This window comes from Bradyrhizobium uaiense, assembly GCF_010811875.1.
In the GTDB taxonomy this organism is placed as follows: Bacteria; Pseudomonadota; Alphaproteobacteria; order Rhizobiales; family Xanthobacteraceae; genus Bradyrhizobium; species Bradyrhizobium uaiense.
On sequence record NZ_VKHP01000066.1, the window covers coordinates 21,573 to 36,491 of the forward strand.

The following is a 14,919-nucleotide window of genomic DNA, read 5'->3' on the forward strand; positions in this document are numbered from 1 at the left end:
GGCCGCATCTGCGCGTAGCCTCCCCTGACCGGTCCTGCACCGGGTCAGCCTGGGAGCGCGCCATGGCCCGCCTGAAATCCATGATGATATCGGCCGCATTGCTCGGCCTGTTGAGCCTCGGTGCGCCCGGCACTGGATTTGCCGAGACCGGCAACATCACCGTCGGCAACGCAGCGCAGACGCCGGCACAATCCGCCGATCAAGCCGCTTCGCCGGCGACGTCTGCTGCGGCGACACTGGGCACGTTGCGCGGCCCCGAGCAGCGCGTTGCGCTCGTGATCGGCAATGCGAACTATGAGAGCGCACCGAAGCTCGCCAATCCCGACAACGATGCGCAATCGATGGCCGAGTTGTTGAACTCGGCCGGCTTCGAGGTGATCTCCGCAACCGACCTCAGGCAGCGCGACATGATGAGAGTGCTGCAGGACTTCTCCGACAAGGTCGCCGCACGCGGCCCCAACACGGTCGCGATGATCTATTACGCCGGCCACGGCGTGCAGCTCGCCGGCGAGAACTATCTGATTCCGGTCGACGCGAAGATCGCAAAGCCGTCCGACCTCGACGGCAATGCGGTGCGCCTGGTCGACGTGATGGGCACGCTCGAGAACATCCCGAGCCGGATGCGCATCGTGGTGCTCGACGCCTGCCGCAACAACCCGTTTCCGAACGTCAACGATGCCGGCCGCGGCCTTGCCGTCGTCGACGCGCCGAGCGGCTCGATCGTCGGCTATTCGACCGCGCCCGGCATGGAGGCGCAGGACGGCAGCAACGGCCACAGCCCCTACACCAATGCCTTTCTGCGCCTGGCGCGCGAGCCCAATCTGCCGATCGAGCAGCTGTTCAAGCGTGTTCGCCTCGAGGTCAACTCGACGACCGACGGCCGCCAGACGCCGTGGGAAAGCTCGTCGCTGACCTCCGATTTCTACTTCTTCGGCGATACGGCCGCTGCCTCGGCCCGTGCGCCCGCGAACGGCGCGGTCGTGCGGATGGCCTCGAACCTGCCGAACCGCTCGGTGCGGCAGGCCTATGACTTCGTGCTGTCGGAAGGCCGGCCGGATTATTATGAGGAGTTCATCCGGCTCTACCCGCGCGATCCGCTCTGCGACCGCATTCGCTTCCTGCTGACGAACTGGCTGCAGGTCGCGGCCTGGCACAAGGCGGCGCTTGCCAACACGCCGTTCGCCTACAAGACCTTCCACGACAATTTCGGCAACAGCCCCTACGCGCAGCAGGCCTTGAAGTTGCAGGCGCAGCCGAAAGTCGTGCCGTTGATGCAGTTCACGCGGCTGTCAAATCATCAGGCACTCCAGCCGATCAATGCAGGCGCGCAAAGCGCGATCGGCAAGATCGTGACCATGCCCGCGCCCGGAGCGAAGCCGGTCGGGATGACGAACTCAATCGGCAAAGGCAAGATCGCGAGCCTTCCTGCGGCGAATGCCGGCAAGACTACGTCGAACCCGATCATGAAGGGCAACGGCAGGCAGCATGTCCGCGCCGAGCGGCAGAGCACGCCAGTCAACCGGATGAGATCAGGCGGCGGCCAGACCGCCTTCCATTCCGGCTCATCAGGTTCGCATTTCAGCGGAATGAGCGGCGGCCATGGTGGCGGCTTCAGGCACTGATCCGCAGCAGAAAGAAACTGGGGCAGAGCGATCATCGCCCTGCCCCCGCTTCTTTTCAAAAAGTGCTGGCGTCAGGCGACGAGCTTCGCGAACAGGTCGGCGTCGACATTGCCGCCCGAGAGCACGATGACGACGTTCTTGCCCTTGGCATCGATCCGCCCCGCCAGCAGCGCGGCGAGCCCGATCGCGCCGCCCGGCTCGACCACGAGCTTCAGCTCGCGATAGGCGAAGGCCACGGCAGCACCGACCTCGTCGTCGGAGGCGCTGACGCCATTCGCGAGCAGCTTGCTGTTGATGGCAAAGGTGAGCTCACCCGGCATCATCGCCATCAGCGCATCGCAGATGGTGCGCGCCGCGACCGGATGCGCCTCGCGATGGCCGACCCTGAGCGACAATGCGTGATCGTCATAGCCCGCGGGCTCGGCGACGATCACCTGGGCCTGCGGATATTTCGCCTTCACCGCGGTGGCAACGCCGGCGATCAATCCGCCGCCTGAGGCCGGCGCCACGACGATGTCGGGCGTGAGCCCGAGCGCCGCCATGTCCTCGGCGATCTCGCGACCGGCGGTGCCCTGGCCCGCGATCACCAGGGGATCGTCATAGGGAGGTACCAAAGTCGCGCCGCGCTTGCTGGCGATGCCGCTGGCGATCGCCGCACGGTCGTCGCGATCGCGATCGTACAGCACGACCTCGGCGCCATAGGACTTGGTCCGCTCACGCTTGGTGAGCGGCGAGTCCGCGGGCATCACGATGGTCGCCTGCATATTGAGGATCTTCGCCGCCGCGGCCACACCCTGGGCGTGATTGCCTGAGGAGAACGCGACGACGCCGCCGCTCCGCTTGTCCTGCGGGATAGAGGCGAGCTTGTTGAAGGCGCCGCGGAACTTGAACGATCCCGTCCGCTGCAGCATCTCGGGCTTGAGAAAGACCTTGGTGCCGACGCGTTCGTTGAGAACGGGGAAGGTCAGGAGCGGCGTGCGCACCGCGAACGGCGCGACCACCCTTGCGGCGGCATCGATGTCCGCGGCAGCGACGGGTGGATTTAAAGTGGTGTCCGTCATCCGCAGTTTGTATCGCGGCGGAGCGCAGCCCGGCAAGACGCTTTAGCGTGAGTTTGTCTAGTGCGAGGTCGGCTGGGTGGCGGGCAAGACGGCAAAATGGTGCTCTTCGGCACCGAATTCGATCGTCTCCCCCTCGCCGTCGGGCGCAGCGGGACGAACGTTCATGCAGCGGTCGATGAACACCCGGGCCGACGCCTGCCAGGTGTGGAGCGCGGCGAACTCGACGCAGGCCTGCCGCGGGATGCTGAGCGCCTCGAGGCAGGCGTGGTGCAGATCCTCGTCGAGAACCCCGACCGGTGCAGAGCCGATCACGTCGCGGGGACCGGTGACTGGAAAAGCGGCAACCGGCAGGCCGCTCGCCAATGCCTCGAGCAGCACAAGGCCGAAGGTGTCGGTCCGGCTCGGGAAAACGAACACATCGGCTGCGGCATAGATCTCAGCCAATTCTTCCCCATGACGGGCGCCGAGGAACACGGCTTCCGGATATTTCCGCTCAAGCGCCGCCCGCGCCGGTCCGTCGCCGACCACGACCTTGGTGCCGGGCAGATCGAGATCGAGGAATGCCTCGAGATTCTTCTCCACCGCCACCCGGCCGACGCTGAGGTAGACCGGCTGCGGCAGGCAGAGATCGACATCGCGCGGATGGAACAGCGCGGTATCGACGCCGCGCGACCACAGCACCACGTTGCGGAAGCCGCGCTGGCGCAGCTCGGCCGCCAGCGCCGGAGTGGCGGCCATCACCGCCCGGCTCGGCCGATGGAACCCGCGCAGCGCCCGCCACACCCAGGCCTCGGGGACGGGCGTCCGTGCCGAGACGTATTCCGGAAAGCGGGTGTGGAAGCTCGTCGTGAACGGCAGGCCGTGTCGGCGACAATAACGGCGGACCGAAAGCCCGATCGGGCCTTCGGTCGCGATGTGGATGCTGTCGGGCTTGGCCGCCTCGATCAGGCTTGCGACCTTGGCCTGGTACGGCAGCGCCAGCCTGAGATCGCGATAGCTCGGCATCGCGAAGGTGCGGAACTCGTCCGGCGTCAGGAAGCTCACTTCGACGCCGAGTGATTTTGCCGCCTGCGCCATCATGGTCAGCGTGCGGACAACCCCGTTGACCTGGGGATGCCACGCATCGGTCGCGACCAGGATATGCGTCATGCAGCGCGTGCCGTCACTCGCGGAACTGGCGCAATCCGGCGCACCGGATCGGTCCAGGTGATGATCTCGAAGCTGCCGTCCTCATGCTCGGCGAGCGCGGTGCAGCTCTCCACCCAGTCGCCGCAATTCATGTAGCGGATGCCGTGCTCGTCATGAATCGTCGCATAGTGGATGTGGCCGCAGATCACGCCGTCGCAGCCGTGACGCCGCGCCTCGCCCGCAAGCGTCGCCTCGAACGCGCCGATGTAGTTCACCGCCTTCTTGACCTTCAGCTTGGCCCATTGCGACAGCGACCAATACGGCACGCCGAACATCTTGCGGAAGAAGTTGACGAACCTGTTCATCTGGATCGCGAAGTCGTAGGCCTTGTCGCCGAGATGGGCGAGCCAGCGCGCGTTCTGCACCACGAGATCGAAGATGTCGCCGTGGATCACGAGGTAGCGCTTGCCGTCGGCGCCGGTGTGGACGGTGTTCTCCACCACATCGATGCCGCCGAAATGCGTGCCGTAATATTTGCGCAGGAACTCGTCGTGGTTGCCCGGGACGTAGATCACCTTGGCGCCCTTGCGCGCCTTGCGCAGCATCTTCTGCACGAAATCGTTGTGGGTCTGCGGCCAGTACCAGTTCGACTTCAGCGCCCAGCCGTCGACGATATCACCAACGAGGTAGATCGTGTCGGCATCGTGAGAGCGGAGGAAGTCCAGCAGGCGGTCGGCTTGCGAACCGCGGGCTCCGAGATGGACATCGGAGATAAACAAAGTGCGAAAGCGCCGCTCGGGGCTTTCTTCACTCAAGGAGTCACTTCCCATGCCTCTGCACCTAACAGATTCCTGTGACAAGGCGATGACGATCCCCGCGACCCAAGGCCCCACAAACAGTTAACGAGAATCAGCAGTACGCCCCTCCACTGCGGATAACAGCGGCGTGCGACAATCTGGCGACATGGTCAGTTGTGGCTGTGTGGAACAGGGATTGTGTTGCACGCAGATCGCGGCGGAACAGCGCGCAAGGTGCGTAGCCCAGAGCTTTCAATAATACTTGTGGAAGTGATGCACTGGCCCATGACCGTGGCCGACGGTGAAGCGATCGGCGGCGGCGATCGCTGCGGTGATCCACGCCTTGGCGTTGCGCACGGCGGTCTCCATCGCCTCGCCCTTCGCGAGCCCTGCTGCGATCGCCGACGACAGCGAGCAACCGGTGCCGTGCGTGTTTGATGTGGCGATGCGCGGTGCCGCGAGCGCGATGCTGCGCTCGCCATCGATCAGATAATCGATGCTGTCCGCGCCGTGGCCGTGACCGCCCTTGACCAGCACCGCGCGACATCCCATCGCGAGCAGCTGCCTGCCCTGTCGCGCGACGTCGGCCTCGTTCGAGGCAACCGGTTCGTTCAAGAGCGCCGCCGCTTCCGGCAGGTTCGGCGTGATCAGCGACGCCAGCGGAAACAGTTTGGTCCCCAACGCATCGACGGCCTCGGCGGCAAGCAGCCGATCGCCCGACGTTGCGACCATCACCGGGTCGAGCACGATATTGCGCGGCGCCCAGCGCTTCAGCCCATCGGCGATCGCCGCGATCGTCTCGGCCTGCGCCACCATACCGATCTTGACCGCATCGACCTTGAGGTCGGAGAACACCGCATCGATCTGGGCAGTGACGAATGACGCCGGCACCGGATGGATGCCGCTGACCCCGGTGGTGTTCTGCGCGGTCAGCGCGGTGATGGCGGAGGCGCCATAGACCCCGAGCGCGGCAAAGCTCTTGAGGTCGGCCTGGATGCCCGCCCCTCCAGAGGAATCCGAGCCGGCAATGGTGAGCGCAACCGGCGTCACCTTGCAGCACCGGCGATCGACAGGAATGAGACCGTCACGATTGAGACCATAGGCCTGTCCTAGCCCGGCCGCCCATCGGCGGCAAGTTCGCCTGACTTTACCGCGAGTTGGCCCCCTCTTGCCCCCTTGCGTCGGCTGCCGGTTTTGGGCCTATAGTCGCGGAAATCCCCGGAGACGACTTTGATGGTTCCTTTCTTCGTCCAGATCAAATGCAAACTCGGCCAGTCCTACACCGTCGCCAACGCGCTGGCGGAAGCCGAGATTGCGTCCGAGATCTATTCCACCGCGGGCAATTACGATCTCCTGGTCAAGTTCTACGTCGACCACGACACCGACATCGGCCATTTCATCAACGAGAAGGTTCAGGTGATCCCGGGCATCCAGGACACCCTCACCATCATCACCTTCAAGGCGTTCGGCGCGAAGTAGAGCAGCGATCTTCGTCCCTGCCCAATTGGGGACGCGCGCCGCTAGGCGGCCGGCGCGGAGTCGATCAGCGCTTTGAGGAACGTGACGACGATCCGGCCGCTGCGACTCACTTCGCCGCCCCTCGACAGGAGCGCCATGCCGCGGCCCAACGCGATGAAGCCGGTGGCGATCTCGACGGGATCGGCCGGTGCCTGCTTGCCGAGCAACTCGAACAGGCGCGAGACCAGCACGCCAAGGGCACGGCGGTGCTTGCGGTTGAGTTCGTTATAGCCTTGCGCGAATGTCGGACTGCGTAGCGCCTGCAATTGCAGCTCGATCGCCAGCACGGCAAACCCGGGATCCGAGTTGGCGGTGGCGGCCCATTTTTCGAGGCCCGCCATCACCTTCGCAGGCTCGCTCGACGTCTGTCCCAATACGCTTTCGATTTTTGCTCGCTCTTCGGATTGGTGCCGCTGCACCAGTTCCAGGAGGATCGCCTCCTTGTCGGGAAAATTCGAATAGAACGCGCCCTGCGAAAATCCGGCCGCGTCGGCGATATCGCGCACGGAGGCCTGCGCAAACCCCTTCTTGATGATCTCCTCGCGCGCAGCCTCGATCAGGAGGTTCTTCGTACGGGCCTGACTTTCCTCGCGATTTAGCCTGGGCAACGGATTGGGCTCCTGAATCTACAAATATCGATTGATTTTCAGATACCAAATGATATCTGTTTTCAGATAGCAGTCGGTATTTGTAAATCAGCGTGTCGGACGGACGCGCGAGGAGCAGCTATATCATGCAGAGCAGTCCATTGGACCGTACGCTCGCCATTCTGGCGACGCTGGCGGCGTTGACTGTCGCCATCATGGTGGTCGGCATCCTCACCACCAGGGGTTCGCAGGACGTCTTCCAGAGTGCCCGCTCCGTCGAGGCCTATGGCGCGTATCTGCAGACCCCCCTGGTGCCGTTCGGCCTGCGGCTCAATCTCGGGCTCGACAACCTCTTCATGATCTTTTACGGCGCATTTTTCATCGTGCTGGCGGCCCGGCTGCGCCCGATCCTGGACCCCTATCTGCTGGGCACAGCGCTCGCGTCCATGATGCTCACGGTTATCCTCGATTGCGTCGAGAACCACCACATCATGACCATGGTGCATGCGATCCAGAACGGATTGCCGCTGTCGCCGGGCGACGGCGAGTTTCAGATGGTCGCCTCTCAGGTCAAGTTTCACGCCAGCTATCTCGCAGCCTTGCTGTTCTCGTTCGGCTTCCTGCAGTTCGGCAGGCTCGGCAGGACCATCGCGGCAGTGCTGTGGTGCTACATCCCCTTCGGGATACTGATTTCGGTCACGCCGGTGGCGGCAGGCCAAGGCGCTGATCCTGGGACGGACGATCTTCTTCATCTTTGCCTTCATCCTGTCCGCCGTCCTGTTCGCTTCACAGGCCCAAAACCACGCTCGGAACAGCCAATAACCAGCCCGGAGGATCCCCCGATGCCGATCACGATGGTCTCGATTGCCGGAAGAAGCCTGCTCGCATTGCTGTTCATCCTTGCCGGTGCAGCCAAGATCGCTGGCCCGAAGCCGTTCCTCGACCACATGGCGGCACACCATATTCCCGGCTTGCTGCTGCCGCTGGTCATCGCGCTCGAGCTTGGTGCAGGCTTGGCGTTGCTGATCGGCTGGCAGTCATCGTTCGCTGCCGCCGCGCTGGCGCTGTTTTGTCTCGCGACCGCGTTCGGGTTTCACCTCGACCTCGCCGACAAGGCCGAACGAACGCTATTCTTCAAGGACCTCGCGATTGCCGGTGGCTTGATGGTCATTGCTGCCAGTGCGTGGCGCGGATAGCAGGCCGCGCATCACCCGGCGCAATCAGGAAGGATCAGTCTTGTCCGCCTTGCGCACGGGCTTCGGCGGTCCCTCGACGGGCGGCAACGACTTGATGTACTCGGCGATCGCGTCGCGATCGGTCGGCGGGAGCTGCGAGGTGTTGCGGATCACGCGCACCATCGATCCGCCGGCGCTATCGCCGTCCGGCGTCTGTCCGCTCTCGAGGAAATAGGCGACATCCTTCACGCTCCAGTCCGAGAGTCCCCTCGGTGTGATGTTCGGCACCCAGCCCTCGCCCTCCGGATTCGGGCCGCCCGCGAAGCGCTGCGAGCTGACGATGCCGCCGAGGAAATTCCGCGGGCTGTGACACTCGGCGCAATGGCCGAGGCTGTTGACGAGATAGGCGCCGCGATACCAATGCGCCGAGCGGCTTGCATCGGCGACGAACGGCTTGCCGTCCATGAACAGGAATTTCCAGACGCCGACATTACGCCTGATGCCAAAGGGAAACGGCACATCGTGGTCGCGCACCTTGCCGGCGACCGGCGGCAGGGTCTTCAGATAGGCGAACAGGTCGCGCACATCGTTGACCCTGGCGTGCTGATAGGACGTATAGGGAAACGCCGGAAAATAGTGCGTCCCCGACGGCGAGGTGCCCTTCATGACCGCGGTGACGAAATCAGCCTCGCTCCAGCGGCCGATGCCGTCGTTGGGGTCGGGCGAGATGTTCGGCGCGTAGAAGGTGCCGAACGGCGAAGGTATCGCGAGCCCGCCGCCGAGCCTGGTGCGGTCATCCTGCTTCGGCACGGCATGACAGGAGGAACATCCCCCGGCATTGAACGTTGTGAGCCCGTTGGCCAGATTGGGCTGATAGGCCGGCAACGCGCTCGCAGCAACGGTCGCGGGGATCGTCAGCCACCAGAACACGCCGAAGGCGGTCAGGCTGGCGAGGCCGGCCAGGAAAAGAATTCGTCGCAACATTCACCGATCCGTCATTGGTCGCTTCAGCGTATCAACCAGTATGATGACAAGTACTCGTACAAGCTCTCATCAAATTTGCCGCACCTCACGATCATTTTGGGAATAAATCGCCGATGCGGCTGTTGAAGACTGCAACCGTCCTGTGACGTCAAAAGGGGAGGAGAACCATGCCAAACAAGACCTTGCTAGCCACGCTGACACTCGGCGCCGCCATCGCCCTCGCCGGTCCGGCCTTCGCCGAGAAGCTGCACGCCAAGCTGGACGGGAAGTCCGAAGTACCCGCAAACACCAGCGCCGGCACCGGCACTGCCGACATCGACTACGATGCCGCCAGCAAGAAGCTGACCTGGAAACTGACCTATTCCGGCCTCTCGGGCCCCGCCACTGCCGCGCATTTCCACGGCCCGGCCGAGGCAGGCAAGAATTCCGGTGTCGCAGTCGCGATCCCGAACGCGACGTCGAGCCCGGCCGAAGGCAGCGCAACGCTGACCGACGCGCAGGCCGCCGACCTCCTCGCCGGCAAGTACTACGTCAACGTCCACACCGCGGCCAACCCGGGTGGCGAGATCCGCGGCCAGGTCACGAAGTAATTCCTGACGCAGGAATTCCTCGCACGTTCACTCCAACAAGAAACGGCCGACACAAAAAAGGGCGGACGCCTCAAAGCGTCCGCCCTTCTCGTTCGCCCGATCAGCCCTTCTTGAGGCGATAGGTCTCGTGGCAGCCGCCGCACTGCTTGCCGATGACAGTCAGCTCCGCCTTCAGCGTGTCGACATCCTTGATCTTGCCCTTGGCATCAGTGACGGACTTGGCATAGCTCGCGATGTGCTGTTCGAAGCCGGCCTTGTCTTCCCATATCTTCGGTCCGGCCGAGTAGTCGCCATCCGTCTTCAGTCCCTTGGAGCTTTCCGGGAACAGCGTCGGCAGCTTCTTGGCGGTGTCTTCGAACTTCGCCAGCGCGGCGTCGACGGTTGCCTGGTCATAGGGCTTCTCGCCCTTGATCATGGCGCCGAGCGCGCCGGCGTTCTTGCCGGTTTCCTTCATCTGGGCCTGGGTCAGCTTGACCTGATTCTGGTCGGCTACGACCGCACCGGCACTCAAGGCAAGCATCGCAGCAACGACGACAATCCGCTTCATCGACAAAACCCCTCAATTCCGCTCTGTCCCGGTCCGCAGGTGCGCGGCCGGTCTGGTTTGCAAACACCGCAGACGGAATCTTCATTCCGCCTGCGACAATTTATCAGAGATTATGGCGGCGCTGCGCCTCACGGACCGCGACCCAGACCCGCTCCGGCGTCGCCGGCATATCGATGTGGTCGATCCCGAACTCGCGATGCAGCCCCTCGACGATCGCGTTGACGATCGCCGGGCACGAGCCGATCGCGCCGGCCTCGCCTGCGCCCTTGACGCCGAGCGGATTGGTCGCGCACGGCACGTTGTGGGTCTCGAACACGAAGGACGGACCGTCGGCGGCACGCGGCATCGCATAGTCCATGAAGGTGCCGGTGACGAGCTGACCGTCGGTCGGGCTGTACACCGCCTGCTCCATCAGCGCCTGCCCGATGCCCTGCATCGCGCCGCCATGAACCTGGCCCGCGAGCATCAGCGGATTGAGCGTGACACCGAAATCGTCGACGATGACGTAGTTGACGATCTTGATGATGCCGGTGGCGGGATCGATCTCGACTTCGGCGAGATGCGTTCCGTTCGGATAGGTGCCGTCGGCGCTCGCGAAGGTCGCGCTCGCATTCATCTTCGAGGTATCGCCGCCGGGACGCTTGGCGAGATCGGCAAAGCTGACCGAGCGGTCGGTGCCGGCGATGCGGATGCGGCCGTCAGCGATCTCGAGGTCGCCGGCGCCGGCTTCCAGCGCCTGCGCGGCGAGCTCCTTCAGCTTGTTGCCGAGTTCATGCGTCGCCCGCTGCACGCTGACGCCGCCGGACGGGATCGATGCCGAGCCGCCGGTGCCGAGGCCGGTCACGATCTTGTCGGTGTCACCCTGCAGCACATGAACGCGCTCCGGCGGCACGCCGAACTGCTCGGCGACGATCTGCGCATAGGCGGTCTGGTGGCCCTGCCCGCTCGACTGGGTGCCGATCAGGATCGAGATGTCGCCATTGGGATCGAGCGCCACATTGGCGGTCTCCTCGCCCATGGTGCCGCAGACCTCGACATAACTCGCCATGCCGATGCCCCGTACCAGGCCGTCCTTCTTGGCGGCCTTGGCGCGCTTCGGAAACTCCTTACAGTTGGCGATCTCCATCGCGCGCTTCATATGCGCGCCGAAGTCACCGGAGTCGTAGCCCTTGCCGGTCGCGGTCGTGTAGGGCAGCGACTTCGGCGGGATGAAGTTCTTCCGCCGGATGGCGTCGGGCGTCATGCCGAGTTTTCGCGCGGCAGCATCCACAAGCCGCTCGATGACGTAGGCGGCCTCCGGACGGCCGGCCCCGCGATAGGCATCGACCGGCACCGTGTTGGTGAACACGGTACGCACGCGGCAATGGAAAGCCTGGATGTCGTAGAGGCCCGGCAGCATGCCGGCGCCGCCATGCGGGATATAGGGCGCGAAGGTGGAGAGATAGGCGCCCATGTCGCCCATCAGATCGACATCCATGCCGAGGAATTTGCCGTCCTCGGCGAGCGCCATCTTCGCGGTGGTGAGATTGTCGCGGCCCTGCGCATCGCCCATGAAATGGTCGGAGCGCTCGGCCGTCCACTTGACGGACTTCTTGAGCTTGCGCGCCGCGACCGAGATCAGCGCATATTCGCGATAGGGAAACAGCTTGGTGCCGAAGCCGCCGCCGACATCCGGGCAGATCACCCGCATGTTCTCCTTCGGCATCTTCAGGATCATGTCGCAGAGGATCTCGCGCAGGCGGTGGCTGCCCTGGCTGCCGATCGTCAGCGTCAGATGATCCTTCTTGGCGTCGTATTCGGCGACCGCGGCGCGTGTCTCCATGAAATTGGTGATGACGCGCGGATTGACGATGGTGATTTCGGCCACCGCATGGGCCTTGGCGAACGCGGCCTCGGCGGCGCCCTTGTCGCCGATCGAAACGTCGAACAGCAGATTGCCGGGCTTGTCCGGCCAGACCTGCGGCGCGTCCTTCTTCACCGCATTGGCGAGACCTGCCACCGCCGGCAGCGGCGTCCATTTGACATCGATCGCCTCGATCGCATCACGGGCGTGATCGACGGTATCGGCGACCACGAAGGCGACGGCGTCGCCGACATGACGCACTTCATCCTTGGCGAGGATCGGATAAGGCGGCGCGGTGAACGGATCGGTTTCGAGATTGAACAGGCACGGCAGGCCGCCAAGTTCGGCGACATCGGCCGCAGTCAGGATCAGCGCCACGCCGGGCATGCCGCGGGCCTTGCCGGCGTCGATGGTGTAGGTCGCGTGCGCATGCGGCGAGCGCAGCATCAGCGCGTGCAATGCGGGAGACGGTGCGACGTCATCGGTATAGCGGCCCTTGCCGCGAATCAGAGCGTCATCCTCCTTGCGCCGCACACTTTGTCCGACGCCGAACTTGATGGGAGCTGCCATCGTCTCTCCAATTGCCTTGGTTGTTTGTACGCATATTGGCGTGGTTGTCCGCGAAGCGCAAACCGCTTTCCGCCGCACGTGGCGCTATCACACGGTCGGCCCCTATGCATTTGATTTGACAGGTAAAACTATACGCGCCGGAGCGCGAACAGCCAGCCGCGTCCGAACAGCGTGAGGATCAGGAAGGCGTAGACGAAGACGCCGACCACCATCAGCAGCAGCAGGATCATTTCGTCGCGGAAGATCTGCATCGGGGCGAACCACACCACCGCGAAATGCGAGGTCAGCCACAATGCGATCGCGAGCAGCAAGCCGCACAGTGCGAAGGTGCCGAACGAGCGGATCAGCGCGCGATCGAGTTCGAGATAGCCGCGGCGGATGGCGAACATCAGCACCAGCAACAGATTGACCCAGGCGCCGACCGCGGTCGCGAGCGCGAGCCCGACCTGCGCCAGCGTGCCGACCAGCGCGATCTTCAGCGCGACATTGACCGCGACCCCGGTCAACGCCGCCTTGACCGGCGTTGCGGTGTCCTTGCGGGCGTAGAAGGTCGCAACCGCGCTGCGGATCATCACGAAGGGAATGAGCCCGACAGCATAGGCCGCGAGCGTGGCGCCTGCACTTGCGGCATCGGCCTTCGAGAACGCGCCGCGGGCAAACATCGCGCGCATGATCGGATCGGCAACCGTCAGGAACGCCGCCACGAACGGGACCGAGAACAGCAGCGTGAAATCGAAGGCGCGGCGCTGCGCGGCCATGGCGCCGGCGTGATCGTCAGCGGTCAGGCGCCGCGACATCTCCGGCAGCAGCACGGTGCCGATCGCGATCCCGATTACGCCGATCGGCAATTGATTGAGGCGGTCCGCATAATACAGCGCCGACAGCGCGCCGGCCGGCAGGAAGGTCGCGATGATGGTGTCGGCAAACAGCGCCACCTGCGTGCCCATCGAGCCGAGCGTCGCCGGCCCCAGCGCGCGGAAGAAGGCACGGACGTCCTCGTCGAGCCTCAAGGGCGCGAATCGCGGCAGGCCGCCGTGACGCGCGAGGTCGCCGGCGAGCAGGACAAATTGCAGGAAGCCCGAGATCAGCACGCCCCAGGCCGCAGCATGGCCGGCACTCGGGAAGAACGCTGCCAGCGCCAGCGTCATCATCATGGCGAGGTTGAGGAAGATCGGCGCTGCGGCGGCGCTGGCGAAGCGATGCATCACGTTGAGCATGCCGCCGTAGAGCGTCACCAGCGTGATCAGCAGCAGATAAGGAAAGGTGATCCGCGTCAGCTCGATCGCGAGCTTGCGCTGCGCGGCGTCTTCGGTGAAGCCCGGCGCAAGGAGGCTCATCGCCTGCGGCATGAACGCCATCGCCACCACAAGCAGGATCACCTGCGAGGCGAACAGCAGCGTGAAGATGCGGTCGGCGAACAGCCGCGCCGACGCTTCACCGCGCTCGCCATGGACATGGGCATAGGCCGGCACGAAGGCGGCGTTGAAGGCGCCTTCGGCAAAGATCGCGCGGAAATGATTGGGCAGCCGCAGCGCCACGAAGAAGGCGTCGGCGACCGGCCCGGCACCGAGGATCGCCGCGAGCATGATGTCGCGCGCGAACCCGGTGACCCGCGATAGCAGGGTATAGCCGCCGACAGTGAAGATGCGCCCAAGCATGGCTGCTTCTAGCGCATCATCACCCTAGGTCAAAATGACGTCTCAGGCTGTAAGCGCGCTGCGCACAGCCGCGATGACGCGGTCCTGCGCCGCCTCGTCGAGATAGGGGTGCATCGGCAGGGCGATGACGTCCTTCGACAGCCGCTCGCTGACCGGCAGGCCGCCGTCGGCAACCGGATAGTGGCTGTAGGCAGTCTGCTGATGGACCGACTTCGGATAGTAGATCATGGTCGGCACGCCCTGCGCCTTCAGCGCCGCCGCGAAGGCGTCACGATCGATGCCCTCGGACAGACGGATGGTGTACTGCGCCCATACCGAAGTGCAGCCCGGAGCAAGGCGCGGCACCGCGACGAGGTTGCCGAGCGCGCGCGAATAGCGTTCCGCCACCTTGTTGCGTGCGGCAATCTCGTCGTCGAAGATCTTCAGCTTCTCGAGCAGGATCGCCGCCTGCATGGTGTCGAGCCGCGCCGTGAGGCCGAGCCGCACGTTGTCGTACTTGTCCGAGCCCTGGCCGTGCACGCGGATGCTGCGCAGCGTGCGTGCGAGCTCCTCGTCATCGGTGAAGATCGCGCCGCCGTCGCCGAAGCAGCCGAGCGGCTTTGCCGGGAAGAAGCTGGTCCCGGTCGCGAGCCCGAAGGTGCCGAGCTTGCGGTTCTTGTAGGTTGCGCCGAAGCCCTGCGCGGCATCATCGAGCACGAACAGGCCCTCGGCCTCGGCGACTGCGGCGATCGCATCGTGATCGGCGCTCTGGCCGAACAGATCGACCGGGATCACGGCCACCGGCTTCAGCCCGCGCGCCCGCGCCGTCGCAACGCCGCGCTTGAGCGAATTGATGTCGA

General features: G+C 64.6%; 14 protein-coding genes. 4 read left to right on the plus strand and 10 right to left on the minus strand.

The genetic code is table 11. From position 1 onward, the window contains the following. The first annotated feature begins 62 nt into the window (after positions 1-62). Positions 63-1,622, plus strand: coding sequence for a caspase family protein (locus tag FNJ47_RS17915; protein ID WP_175068391.1), 1,560 nt, complete (start codon positions 63-65; stop codon positions 1,620-1,622). A gap of 71 nt (positions 1,623-1,693) precedes the next feature. On the opposite strand, the gene FNJ47_RS17920 is transcribed toward FNJ47_RS17915, so the two are convergent. From FNJ47_RS17920 to thiD, 4 genes are all read right to left on the minus strand, one after another. Then, a complete protein-coding gene (locus FNJ47_RS17920; RefSeq protein WP_163155341.1) occupies positions 1,694-2,683 on the minus strand; it encodes a threonine/serine dehydratase family protein in 990 nt (329 codons plus the stop codon). A gap of 57 nt (positions 2,684-2,740) precedes the next feature. After that, complete coding sequence (locus FNJ47_RS17925; protein ID WP_163155343.1) at positions 2,741-3,832, minus strand: glycosyltransferase family 4 protein; 1,092 nt, start codon at positions 3,830-3,832, stop codon at positions 2,741-2,743. Beyond that, the gene (locus FNJ47_RS17930; RefSeq protein ID WP_021078021.1) at positions 3,829-4,641 is read right to left on the minus strand and encodes a UDP-2,3-diacylglucosamine diphosphatase; all 813 of its coding nucleotides are present in this window, start codon (positions 4,639-4,641) and stop codon (positions 3,829-3,831) included. Before FNJ47_RS17930 ends, FNJ47_RS17925 begins: the two co-directional genes overlap by 4 nt. A gap of 219 nt (positions 4,642-4,860) precedes the next feature. Next, a complete protein-coding gene (gene thiD, locus FNJ47_RS17935) occupies positions 4,861-5,658 on the minus strand; it encodes a bifunctional hydroxymethylpyrimidine kinase/phosphomethylpyrimidine kinase (protein ID WP_163155345.1) in 798 nt (265 codons plus the stop codon). A 183-nt stretch (positions 5,659-5,841) separates the two neighbouring features. On the opposite strand from thiD, the gene FNJ47_RS17940 reads away from it, so the two are divergent. Next, positions 5,842-6,087 (plus strand): Lrp/AsnC ligand binding domain-containing protein, encoded by a 246-nt coding sequence (locus FNJ47_RS17940; RefSeq protein ID WP_016845986.1) that lies wholly within the window; start codon positions 5,842-5,844, stop codon positions 6,085-6,087. Positions 6,088-6,128: 41 nt separating this feature from the next. Here FNJ47_RS17940 and FNJ47_RS17945 read toward each other — a convergent pair whose 3' ends face one another. Next, positions 6,129-6,734 carry a TetR/AcrR family transcriptional regulator gene (locus FNJ47_RS17945; protein WP_163155347.1) on the minus strand — a complete coding sequence of 202 codons (606 nt, stop codon included), beginning with the start codon at positions 6,732-6,734 and terminating at the stop codon, positions 6,129-6,131. Positions 6,735-6,859: 125 nt separating this feature from the next. On the opposite strand from FNJ47_RS17945, the gene FNJ47_RS50540 reads away from it, so the two are divergent. Beyond that, a complete protein-coding gene (locus FNJ47_RS50540) occupies positions 6,860-7,909 on the plus strand; it encodes a DoxX family membrane protein (RefSeq protein ID WP_206685326.1) in 1,050 nt (349 codons plus the stop codon). A gap of 24 nt (positions 7,910-7,933) precedes the next feature. Here the strand turns inward: FNJ47_RS50540 and FNJ47_RS17955 are convergent, their stop codons facing one another. After that, positions 7,934-8,872 (minus strand): c-type cytochrome, encoded by a 939-nt coding sequence (locus FNJ47_RS17955; protein ID WP_163155349.1) that lies wholly within the window; start codon positions 8,870-8,872, stop codon positions 7,934-7,936. A 167-nt stretch (positions 8,873-9,039) separates the two neighbouring features. Between FNJ47_RS17955 and FNJ47_RS17960 the strand changes: the two genes are divergently transcribed. After that, positions 9,040-9,462 (plus strand): CHRD domain-containing protein, encoded by a 423-nt coding sequence (locus FNJ47_RS17960; RefSeq protein WP_163155351.1) that lies wholly within the window; start codon positions 9,040-9,042, stop codon positions 9,460-9,462. 100 nt (positions 9,463-9,562) lie between these two features. Here the strand turns inward: FNJ47_RS17960 and FNJ47_RS17965 are convergent, their stop codons facing one another. The 4 genes from FNJ47_RS17965 to FNJ47_RS17980 all read right to left on the minus strand — a co-directional run. Continuing rightward, complete coding sequence (locus FNJ47_RS17965; RefSeq protein WP_163155353.1) at positions 9,563-10,009, minus strand: c-type cytochrome; 447 nt, start codon at positions 10,007-10,009, stop codon at positions 9,563-9,565. 103 nt (positions 10,010-10,112) lie between these two features. Next, positions 10,113-12,422: a xanthine dehydrogenase family protein molybdopterin-binding subunit gene (locus FNJ47_RS17970; RefSeq protein WP_163155355.1), complete on the minus strand. Its 2,310-nt coding sequence runs from the start codon at positions 12,420-12,422 to the stop codon at positions 10,113-10,115. Positions 12,423-12,550: 128 nt separating this feature from the next. Then, the gene (gene murJ, locus FNJ47_RS17975; RefSeq protein WP_163155357.1) at positions 12,551-14,080 is read right to left on the minus strand and encodes a murein biosynthesis integral membrane protein MurJ; all 1,530 of its coding nucleotides are present in this window, start codon (positions 14,078-14,080) and stop codon (positions 12,551-12,553) included. A gap of 42 nt (positions 14,081-14,122) precedes the next feature. After that, a partial coding sequence (locus FNJ47_RS17980; RefSeq protein ID WP_163155359.1) for a DegT/DnrJ/EryC1/StrS family aminotransferase occupies positions 14,123-14,919 on the minus strand: 797 nt, incomplete at its 5' end.

What these genes read in the sequence shown, in the direction of transcription:
- FNJ47_RS17915 (WP_175068391.1), top strand. Translation starts at nt 63, where the DNA reads ATGGCCCGCCTGAAATCCATGATGATATCGGCCGCATTGCTCGGCCTG.
- FNJ47_RS17920 (WP_163155341.1), bottom strand. Translation starts at nt 2,683, where the DNA reads ATGACGGACACCACTTTAAATCCACCCGTCGCTGCCGCGGACATCGAT.
- FNJ47_RS17925 (WP_163155343.1), bottom strand. Translation starts at nt 3,832, where the DNA reads ATGACGCATATCCTGGTCGCGACCGATGCGTGGCATCCCCAGGTCAAC.
- FNJ47_RS17930 (WP_021078021.1), bottom strand. Translation starts at nt 4,641, where the DNA reads ATGGGAAGTGACTCCTTGAGTGAAGAAAGCCCCGAGCGGCGCTTTCGC.
- FNJ47_RS17940 (WP_016845986.1), top strand. Translation starts at nt 5,842, where the DNA reads ATGGTTCCTTTCTTCGTCCAGATCAAATGCAAACTCGGCCAGTCCTAC.
- FNJ47_RS50540 (WP_206685326.1), top strand. Translation starts at nt 6,860, where the DNA reads ATGCAGAGCAGTCCATTGGACCGTACGCTCGCCATTCTGGCGACGCTG.
- FNJ47_RS17955 (WP_163155349.1), bottom strand. Translation starts at nt 8,872, where the DNA reads ATGTTGCGACGAATTCTTTTCCTGGCCGGCCTCGCCAGCCTGACCGCC.
- FNJ47_RS17960 (WP_163155351.1), top strand. Translation starts at nt 9,040, where the DNA reads ATGCCAAACAAGACCTTGCTAGCCACGCTGACACTCGGCGCCGCCATC.
- FNJ47_RS17965 (WP_163155353.1), bottom strand. Translation starts at nt 10,009, where the DNA reads ATGAAGCGGATTGTCGTCGTTGCTGCGATGCTTGCCTTGAGTGCCGGT.
- FNJ47_RS17970 (WP_163155355.1), bottom strand. Translation starts at nt 12,422, where the DNA reads ATGGCAGCTCCCATCAAGTTCGGCGTCGGACAAAGTGTGCGGCGCAAG.
- murJ (WP_163155357.1), bottom strand. Translation starts at nt 14,080, where the DNA reads ATGCTTGGGCGCATCTTCACTGTCGGCGGCTATACCCTGCTATCGCGG.